Here is an 8,891-nt window from a genome sequence, read left to right as displayed (position 1 = left end):
TTCCACTACGGGGCATGACGGCCGCGCCTCTGCCATGCCCGCCCGCCCTCCGCCGCCCTGCCGTGGAAGGCGCCGGGAACGAAGACACGGGCGAACAGGCAACAGCCGATAACTGCATGGAGAACGCGGTCCTTTCCGGAGCACCGGAATGATCGTTTACATCTCAGGAACGACAGCCGAAACCAACAGGTCACGGGCTGTACGCAATCTCTGACGGCGCCTTTCCGGCACCCCCCCCAGCGCGGACGAACGCGCGAGCGCCCCCTCCTCCCTCACCTCCCCCTCGCTTCCCGAAGAAGAGGACAGCAGGAATGATGCATGAGCCCTCCTACGCCGAGCGGATCCGGTACAGGCAGCTCCAGGACACCGCTTACCAGGCCGGCGAGGACGCCGTGGCCAACCTCCAGGCCGCTCTCGCCCTCGCCGGTCTGGTGCTCCCTTCCCTTGCCAACGACGGTCCCGTGGGCTGCCGCGGATTCGTCCGGCTCGGCGGATGCGGCGTGGCGCTCGCCAACCAGCTCGCCGAGGTGATCGCTGCCGGCGCCCGCGCCCTGCAGGATCAGCCGCAGCGCTGATCCTGCCACCAGCGACAGAACCAGGAGGTTCTTGCATGCACACCTGGCGAGGCTCTTCCCCTTCGCCGACACCGCAGGACGCGCTCGACCCCTACCGGTTCCCCGGGGCGCGGGACTTCGAGGACTACGAGACCGCTGCCGCCCGTACGCCGGCCCCCGGACCGCTTCCGGATCCGCCGCGGGACCGCGAGGGGCGGCCGACGGGCCGGGTCGGCGCGGTGCACCGCCGCCGCCTCGAACTGCACGCGGCACTGACCGCGGCCGGCATCCCGCCGCTCGCCGGCGACCTGCATGCCATCGAAGTCCTTTCCGCCCTCGACGACGCGGCCAACGCGACGGTCCAGCGCTGGATCGCGGGCACCCGCCCGCCCGGCCCGTGAGCACGCCCCACTCCGCCTGAGCACATGGCAGGACCCGGCCGAGGTGATCGACGGCGAACCCCGGCCGGGCCCTGCATGCCTGGGCGTGACGGCGTGACGACGTGGCAGCGTGACGACGTCACGACGCGGCCGCGCCGCCTCGGTCAGCGCTCGTCGTCGCGCATCTCGTCCTCGTCCCGTCGGCGCGTCATCTCCTCCTGGCGGCGCCTGAGCTCCTCGGGGCTCTTGCCCCGGCCGCCTTCTCCGCTCCCCGACTGGGTGGGGTCCTGCCCACTGCGATCCATGTGCTGCTGCTCCTCGCGGCCCTTGCCCGGCTTCTGGCGCTTGTTCTGCATACCGCCCATGACGGCGACTCCTCACGACGAATGGTTTTCCTCCTGGCCCACGGTGACACGCAACGTGACACCACGCATCACGGGCATCACGCGCTGTAGTGGAGGGGTGGCGCTAGTCTGCGGTCAGCGCGCCCGGACCCGGGCGCGGCGATCACCGCCACCCGCCATGCCCTGGAGGAAGAGATGCCCAGCCCGCAGCAGCCCTTCGGTACGGTCGTCAGCGCCAACGGCGTCAACCTGCGCAGGTATCCCAGCACCGATTCCGCCATCTCCGGAACCCTGACCCACGGTGCGGAGATCGGCCTCATGAGCAAGGTCCACGCCCAGGACATCGACGGCAACAGCATCTGGTACCTGCTGCGGGACAGGCCCGTCTGGGTTTCGGCCCGGCACGTCGACAACACCGGACAGGTCCCCCTCTCCAAGGACGTGGAACCCCCGCACCCCGAGGGCTGAGGAGTACGGGGAGGCCCCGGCACGCGGGTCACTCCCCCGGCCGCTCCCTCCGGCCGGCCCCCTGATACGGGGTCAGGGTCGTTTCGGGGTGGGCCCCGGGGGGTCCCCGTCGTATCGGGTGGGCAGGTCGAACAGGATCGAACCGTCCTGTTCCACCGCCCGCCCAGTGGAGATGTGCCGTGCGTCGTTGCTCCGCCCTTCCCCTCCCCCTCGCCCTCGCCGCAGCCGTGGTGTTCTGCGCCGTCACCCCCGCGCAGGCCGCCGGCGCCGGGCCCGGCACGGGCCTGGACCCCGCCGCACTGCGTGAGGCGATCGCCGTACGGCCGGACGACGGCGCCGCCGGTGTCGTGGCGGAGGTCCACAAGGACGGGCAGATGTGGCGCGGCACGTCAGGCGACGTCGTCACGGGCAAGCGCATCAGCCCCGATGCCCACTTCCGGATCGGCAGCATCACCAAGCCCATGGAGGCGGTGATCCTGCTCCAGCTGTCCGCCGAGGGGCGGCTCGACCTGGACCGGAGCGTCCAGCACTATCTGCCCGGACTGCTGCCGGAGGACCGGTTCACGGAGCCGGTCAGCGTACGGCAGCTGCTGAACCACACCAGCGGCCTGCCCCGGGACTTCGAGGGCGCGCCCGCCTCGTCCCCGGACGAGGACATCGAGCGCCGGCTCGACTACCTCACCTTCGACGAGGTGATCCGGCAGACGCTCCGCCCGGAGGGCAGGCCGGCTCCGGGTCCGCGCTTCCGTCCCGGCACCCGGCAGGAGTACAACTCCTTCGGCTACCGCGTCGCCGGCAGGCTCATCGAGGTGATCACCGGGCACCCGTACCGGTACGAGGTGACGACCCGCATCCTGAAGCCGCTGAAGATGCGGGACACCAAGCCCGCCGCGCCGGGCCGCAGCACGCCCGTACCGCGGCCGTACCTGCCCGGCTACCAGCCGAGGAGCAGTGGCGAACTGGTCGACGTCAACGTGCAGGGCGGTCTGCCCGCGAGCATGACCTCCACCGCGGCCGACCTGGACCGGTTCGTCACCGGCCTGTTCGGCGGGCGGCTGCTGCGGCCGGAACAGGCCGCGGAGTTGTTCGCCCTTCCGAAGGGCGCCGACGGCAAGCCGCTGCCGTACGCCGACACCTCCAACTGCAACACCGGCCCCGGCAAGGGCACGGCCTGCTTCAGCGTCGGCCTGATGTCCGTGCCGCTGCCGGACGGCTCGGTCCTGTGGGGCAAGACGGGTTCCGATCCGGGATACCGGAGCGGTGTCTTCGCCTCGCGCGACCTGAGCCGGCGCGCGGTCTACGCGCTGGGCACCGCGTCCTCCGCCGAGGGCGCCCCGGCGGTGGCCCAGCGCCTGGCCGTGGCCGCGTTCGGTAACTGACGGCCCGGCAGTCGGGCGGTCAGGCGGTCAGGCGGTCAGGCGGTCAGGCGGTCAGGCGGTCAGGCGGTCAGGCGGTCAGGCGACCCAGGCAGAGGTGAGGGCCTGGACCGCGGAGCCGTCGACGTCGGCGAGCTTGGTGCCGACGAAGCCGCGGGCCCAGTCGGTGGTCTGGATCCGGAAGGCGGGCCGGTCGGCGGTCAGGGCCTCCATGACCGCCTCCGCCGCACCGGCCGGGGTCTGGGCGGCGCCGTCCAGGAACTGCGCGACGGTGCGCTCGACGTAGCGGCGCAGCGCGTCGGAGTACGGGCCGGCGTCGATGTCGGCCTCGATGTCGAAGCCGATGTTGTTCACGAACTCCGTGGACACGGCGCCGGGTTCGATGACGGACACGGTGACGCCGAGGGTGCGGGCGACGGGGGCCAGGCTCTCCATGTACCCCTCGACCGCGAACTTGGCGGCGCAGTAGGCCTCGTTGAACGGCTGGCCGACGACGCCGCCGACGCTGGTGACGGTGACCAGGCGGCCGCCGCCGGCGCGCAGGTGCGGGAGCGCGGCCTTGGAGACGTTCAGCACGCCGAAGAAGTTGACCTCCATGACCTTGCGGACGTCGGCGACGGAGTCGTTCTCCAGGGTGCCGACGTGACCGGCGCCCGCGTTGTTGACGACGGCGTCCAGTCGGCCGTAGTCAGCGATCACGCCGGCCACGGCGGCCGCGACGGAGGCCTCGTCCGTCACGTCGAGCTGCCGGATGTCGAGCTCGACCCCCGCTTCGGCAGCGGCTTTGCGCAGGGCGTCGGCGCGCAGGGGGTCGCGGAGGGTGGCGATCGTGCGCCAGCCGGCCCGGGCGGCGGCGACGGCTGCGGCGAGGCCGATCCCGGAGGAGGTTCCGGTGATCAGGACGGTGCGGGCGGTGGCGGACATGGCAGGCCTTTCGATGAATCGTTTATGTGCGTGCACACACAACCATAGGCTTGTGTGCGTGCACACGCAACTCCCTCCCTATACTCGATCCATGCGGAAGAAACTGCCCCAGGCCGAGATGCCCGCCGCCGATTACGCCTTCTACGGGCTCGTCTGGGCAGGCACGGTGCTGACCGAGCGCGTCGACCGGGCCCTCACCAAGGCACACGGCCTCCCCGTGTCCTGGTTCGAGGTGATGCTGTGGCTCGCGTCCAGCCCCGACCCGGTGCCCGCCTCCGTCCTCGGCAACAGCACCATGCTCAGCCGCAGCCAGGTCTCCCGCGTGGTGGACGCCCTCCAGGCCCGCGGTCTGGTGTCCCGTACCCCCTCGGCGCGCGACGCGCGGTCGGTCGAGGTCTCCCTCACCGAAGAGGGCCACCGGGTCTTCGCCGAGGCCGACGCCACCCGCCGGGAGGCTCTGGCCCCGGTCTTCACGGAGCTCCTCGACGAGCAGGACACAGCGGCCCTCGGCACGGTGTGGCGCAAACTCAAGGCGGAGAAGCAGCGGCTCGCCGAGGAGCCGGGAACCAGGTCCGCCTGAGCGGGCGCCCGCCCCCGGCCCCGTGTCCCGCCGCCCGGGGGAAACACGGACCCGGCCCGGTCCGGGAACCGGCCCGCCGGGCCGGGAGCTGGTTGGCTGGGGGGATGAAGTACTTCGTGACGGTCCAGGCGAGCCAGGCGGACTACGACGCGATGCAGGGGAAGGACTCTCCCGTTCCCCGGTGGGGCAATGACGAGATCACGGCCATGATCGCCTTCATGAACGAGCTCAACTCGGAACTGACCTCCTCCGGGGAACTCCTGGACGCGCAGGGATTCACCGCACCCGCCGAGGCCCGGTTCGTCACCGGCTCCCCCGGCCGCGAGCCGGTGGTCACCGACCACCCGTACGCCGACAGCGACGTCCTCACCGCCGGCTACTGGCTGCTGGAGTGCTCCGGCATCGACCGCGTCACCTCGATCGCGGCCCGGATCACCCAGTGCCCGGTGCCGGCCGGCTCACCCGAGTACCCGGTGGTGATCCGCCCGATCGGCGAGGCCCCCTCTGCCTGACGACGACGGCCTCCCCCTCCCGGGCTCGGGAGAAGGAGGCCGCCATCAGGCGCGGAGCGCGAGGCGCTGCTTCACGGCAGCGCTGCTTCACCGGCAGTGCTATTTGACCGATCCTGCCATCACGCCCTGCACGAAGTGCCGCTGGAAGGCGAAGAAGACGACGAGCGGGACCACCAGGGACAGGAACGCGCCCGGTGCGAGGACGCCGATGTTGCTGCCGAACTGCCTGATCTGGGACTGCAGCGCGACCGTGAGCGGCTGGGACCCGCTGTCCGCGAAGAGCAGCGCCACGAGCATGTCGTTCCACACCCAGAGGAACTGGAAGATGGCCAGACTCGCGATGGCCGGGCGGCCGAGCGGCAGCACGAGCCGGAAGAAGATCCGCCACTCGGTGCCGCCGTCCATGCGGGCGGCCTCCAGCATCTCGCGCGGGATCTCTGCGAAGTAGTTGCGGAGCAGGAAGACCGCGAACGGGAGCCCGTAGGCGACGTGGAAGAGGACGACGCCCGGGATCGTGCCGAACAGCCCGACCGCGCCGAAGAGCTTGGCCACGGGCAGCAGGCCGATCTGCACGGGGACGACCAGCAGTCCGACGACCACCAGGAAGATGCCGTCCCGGCCGGGGAACTCCAGCCAGGCGAAGGCGTAGCCGGCCAGGGCCGCGATGCCGACCACCAGGACGGTCGTGGGCACCGAGATCAGAACGGTGTTGCCGAAGGCCTCCGCGATACCGGAGTCCTCCAGCAGCGCGCCGTAGTTGTCCAGGGACAACTGGGACGGGTCGGTGAGGGCGGTCCACCAGCCGCCGGAGGCGTTGTCCTGCTCGGAGCGCATCGAGGACAGCAGCAGTCCGGCCAGCGGGGTGATCCACACGAGGGCGACCAGCATCAGCAGGGCCTGGACGGCCGAGCTGCTCAGCAGGCGGGAGAGGCGGTTCCTGCGGCGCGGCCCGGGCGGGGAGGGGACGGGAGCGGGCCGGAGGGCCGTCGCCCGCCCGGGCGGTCGGCGTTCGATGGTGCCCTGGCTGCTCATGTTCCACTCCTTCGGAACCGCCGGATGTTGAAGGCCATCGCGGGGACGACCAGCAGGAGGAGCACGATGCTGAGCGCGCTGCCGAGGCCCTGGTCGTTGCCGCCGCCGAAGGAGACCAGCCACATGCGGGTGGCCAGCACGTTCGCCTCCTCCTGGACCGGTCCGGGCGCAATGATGTAGACGAGGTCGAAGACCTTCATCACGTTGATCACCAGAGTGACGAAGACGACGGTCAGGACCGGCGCCAGGAGCGGCACGGTGATCTTGCGGAAGATCTGGCCCTCGGTGGCGCCGTCCATCCGGGCGGCCTCCAGCGCGTCGCGCGGGATGGTCGCGAGCCCGGCGCCGATCAGCACCATCGCGAAGCCGGTCCACACCCACAGGTAGGCGCCGATGATGGCCGGCGTCACCAGGGCCGGGCCCAGCCAGTTCACGCCCTGGTAGGGGGCGGCGAAGTTGGCCGCGGGCAGCCGGACGGTGTACTCGCCGGCGGCCAGCCCGGTGAAGCGGAACGATCCGTCCGCGCCGGCGGTGGCGGTCGCGGCCACCGTGCCGTCCCGTACGGCCTCGACGGTCATGCCGGGCAGACCCTTCTCGCCCGGGTCGACCGTGCCGGGGGTGCCGGCGCCGCCGGGGGCGAAGTCCAGGTAGACGACGCCTGCGATGGTGTCGCTGCCGGCTGCCGGCGGTGCGGCCGCGGCCGTGGCGCCGGCGGGTATCGCGGCGGGTGCCACGCCGACGAAGCCGAGGCTGACCGGGTCGCCGGGGCGTACCGGCTTCTCGGTGCTGTAGGGGCCGCCCGCGCCGCCCTTGAGGCCGTGGCCCTCGCGGGGGCGGGCGGTCGGGTAGGCGGCGGCGTCCTCGAAGGTGTCGTGGATGCCGACGGCGACCGCGTTGAGCACGCCCCGGTCGGGGTTGTGTTCGTAGGCGAGGCGGAAGATGATGCCGGCTGCCAGGAACGAGACGGCCATCGGCAGGAAGAGCACCAGCTTGAAGGCGGTCGCCCAGCGCACCTTCTCGGTGAGCACGGCGAGCACCAGGCCGAGTCCGGTCAGCAGGGTCGGTGCGACGACGACCCAGACGGTGCTGTTGCGGATGGCCTTCAGGGTGGCCGGGTCCTGGACGATCGCCGCGTAGTTCCCGGCTCCGACGAACCGGTCGCCGCTGGCGTCGAACAGGCTGCGGACGAAGGAGAAGACGACCGGGTAGACGACCAGTGCGCCGAGGAGGAGCAGGGCCGGCAGGACGAAGAGGACGGCGAGGCGGCGCTGCCTCCTCCGGGCCCGGCGCCGCGGGTCGGCCGCGGCGCGGGCGGTGAGGGTGTCAGCCATGGGGGGCGCCTCAGTTCCCGTAGGCCTTGGCGGCCTCGGCTTCGAGCTTCGCGGCGGTGCCCTGCGGGTCCGACGGGTCGCGCAGGAAGTCCTGGAGGAGCTTCCACTCGCCCGCGCCCTTGGTGCCGCCGAACGCGGCCGGGGCCTGGTCCGACATGTCGAAGCGGACGGAGTCGCCGGCCGCGACGAGGGACTCGGCGGTGCTGCGGGTGGTGTCGTCGCCGTACGCGGAGAGGGCGACCTTGTTGTTCGGGGACAGGAAGCCGCCGGCGCCGGCCCAGACCTCGGCCGCCTCGGGCGAGGCGAGGAACTCGACCAGCTTCATGCCGGCCTTGCCGTTCTTGCCCTGCTTGAGGACGACGGCCGCGTCGCCGCCGCTCACGACCGGCGCCTTGCCGCCGTCGACGGCGGGGAACGGGAAGAACTTGGCGTCGGTGCCGAGCTTCCTGCCGAACTGGTCCTTGGCGACACCGCCGACGAAGTCGCCCTCGTAGACCATGCCCGCCTTGGGCTGGGGGCCGAAGACCTGCTCGACGGAGGAGGGGAAGTCGGTCTGGAGGGCCGTCTCGGCGCCGCCGGCGACGAGCTGCTTGTCCTTGAACAGTTCGCCGAGGGTGGTGAGGGCCCTGACGACGCTGTCGTCGGTCCACTTGATCTTGTGCTGGGCGAGCTGGTCGTACTTCTCCGGGCCGGCCTGGGAGAGGTAGATGTTCTCGAACCAGTCGGTGAGGGTCCAGCCGTCCTCGCCGGCCACGGCGAAGGCCGGGCGGCCGGAGTCGGCGAGCGAGCGGCCGGTCTTCAGCAGGTCGGCGTAGCTCTTGGGCTCGCCGGCGCCGGCTTGGGCGAAGGCGTCGGGGGCGTACCAGACGGTGGACTTGTGGGCGGCCTTGAAGTACAGGCCGTAGTACGTGCCGTCGACGGTGCCGTAGTTCTTCCACACCGGGGCGAGGGAGGAGCCGGCGGTCTTGGCGGCCTCGTCGGAGAGGGGCTGGAGCCAGCCCTCCTTGGCGAACTGCTTCAGGACGCCGACTTGCGGGACCATCACCACGTCGGGGGCGTTGCCGCCCTCGATCTTGCTCCCGACGAAGGTGGAGACGTTGTCGCCGGAGGGGACGAAGACCGTCTTGGCGCCGGTCTTCGCGGTGAAGGCGTCCAGGACCTTCTTGAAGTTCTTCTGCTCGCTGCCGGTCCAGACGCCGGCCACGGTGACGGTCTGGCCGTTCAGCTCACCGCCGGAGGCGGGTCCGGTGGTGCCGCCGCCGCAGGCGGTGGCACCGAGGGCGAGGACGAGGGCTGCCGAGGAGGCGGTTGCGAGGCGTCGGGGCGTCGTGCCGGGTCGTCGCATGAGGAGCTCCTTTTTCGAAGGGGCGGGTGAGGGGCGGGAGAGGAG

11 protein-coding genes are annotated in these 8,891 nt (G+C 71.6%); 6 read left to right on the top strand and 5 right to left on the bottom strand.

The window, feature by feature from the left end; all coding sequences use genetic code 11:
- Positions 1–311 precede the first annotated feature (311 nt).
- On the top strand, positions 312–575 hold the full coding sequence (locus tag HYE82_RS30135) for a hypothetical protein (protein ID WP_179177361.1): 264 nt from the start codon (positions 312–314) through the stop codon (positions 573–575).
- 35 nt (positions 576–610) lie between these two features.
- A complete protein-coding gene (locus HYE82_RS30130) occupies positions 611–955 on the top strand; it encodes a hypothetical protein (protein WP_179177360.1) in 345 nt (114 codons plus the stop codon).
- Positions 956–1,098: 143 nt separating this feature from the next.
- Here HYE82_RS30130 and HYE82_RS30125 read toward each other — a convergent pair whose 3' ends face one another.
- On the bottom strand, positions 1,099–1,299 hold the full coding sequence (locus tag HYE82_RS30125; RefSeq protein WP_179177359.1) for a hypothetical protein: 201 nt from the start codon (positions 1,297–1,299) through the stop codon (positions 1,099–1,101).
- Between the two features lie 174 nt (positions 1,300–1,473).
- Here HYE82_RS30125 and HYE82_RS30120 point away from each other — a divergent pair, with 174 nt between their 5' ends.
- Together HYE82_RS30120 and HYE82_RS30115 are read left to right on the top strand one after the other, a co-directional pair.
- Positions 1,474–1,746: an SH3 domain-containing protein gene (locus tag HYE82_RS30120; protein ID WP_179177358.1), complete on the top strand. Its 273-nt coding sequence runs from the start codon at positions 1,474–1,476 to the stop codon at positions 1,744–1,746.
- 179 nt (positions 1,747–1,925) lie between these two features.
- A complete protein-coding gene (locus tag HYE82_RS30115; RefSeq protein WP_179177357.1) occupies positions 1,926–3,125 on the top strand; it encodes a serine hydrolase in 1,200 nt (399 codons plus the stop codon).
- A 75-nt stretch (positions 3,126–3,200) separates the two neighbouring features.
- Here HYE82_RS30115 and HYE82_RS30110 read toward each other — a convergent pair whose 3' ends face one another.
- Positions 3,201–4,046: an SDR family NAD(P)-dependent oxidoreductase gene (locus tag HYE82_RS30110; RefSeq protein WP_179177356.1), complete on the bottom strand. Its 846-nt coding sequence runs from the start codon at positions 4,044–4,046 to the stop codon at positions 3,201–3,203.
- Positions 4,047–4,137: 91 nt separating this feature from the next.
- Here HYE82_RS30110 and HYE82_RS30105 point away from each other — a divergent pair, with 91 nt between their 5' ends.
- Together HYE82_RS30105 and HYE82_RS30100 are read left to right on the top strand one after the other, a co-directional pair.
- The gene (locus HYE82_RS30105; RefSeq protein ID WP_256987898.1) at positions 4,138–4,626 is read left to right on the top strand and encodes a MarR family winged helix-turn-helix transcriptional regulator; all 489 of its coding nucleotides are present in this window, start codon (positions 4,138–4,140) and stop codon (positions 4,624–4,626) included.
- 104 nt (positions 4,627–4,730) lie between these two features.
- The gene (locus tag HYE82_RS30100) at positions 4,731–5,138 is read left to right on the top strand and encodes a YciI family protein (RefSeq protein WP_179177355.1); all 408 of its coding nucleotides are present in this window, start codon (positions 4,731–4,733) and stop codon (positions 5,136–5,138) included.
- 99 nt (positions 5,139–5,237) lie between these two features.
- On the opposite strand, the gene HYE82_RS30095 is transcribed toward HYE82_RS30100, so the two are convergent.
- The 3 genes from HYE82_RS30095 to HYE82_RS30085 form a co-directional block, all read right to left on the bottom strand.
- Positions 5,238–6,026 (bottom strand): carbohydrate ABC transporter permease, encoded by a 789-nt coding sequence (locus HYE82_RS30095; protein ID WP_256987899.1) that lies wholly within the window; start codon positions 6,024–6,026, stop codon positions 5,238–5,240.
- A 140-nt stretch (positions 6,027–6,166) separates the two neighbouring features.
- Complete coding sequence (locus HYE82_RS30090) at positions 6,167–7,501, bottom strand: carbohydrate ABC transporter permease (RefSeq protein ID WP_179177353.1); 1,335 nt, start codon at positions 7,499–7,501, stop codon at positions 6,167–6,169.
- A gap of 10 nt (positions 7,502–7,511) precedes the next feature.
- Positions 7,512–8,846 carry an ABC transporter substrate-binding protein gene (locus HYE82_RS30085; protein WP_179177352.1) on the bottom strand — a complete coding sequence of 445 codons (1,335 nt, stop codon included), beginning with the start codon at positions 8,844–8,846 and terminating at the stop codon, positions 7,512–7,514.
- Positions 8,847–8,891: the final 45 nt, after the last annotated feature.

Origin of the sequence: Streptomyces sp. BR123, assembly GCF_013401435.1 — a bacterium.
In the GTDB taxonomy this organism is placed as follows: Bacteria; Actinomycetota; Actinomycetes; order Streptomycetales; family Streptomycetaceae; genus Streptomyces.
This window is presented reverse-complemented; position numbering and strand designations above follow the sequence as displayed.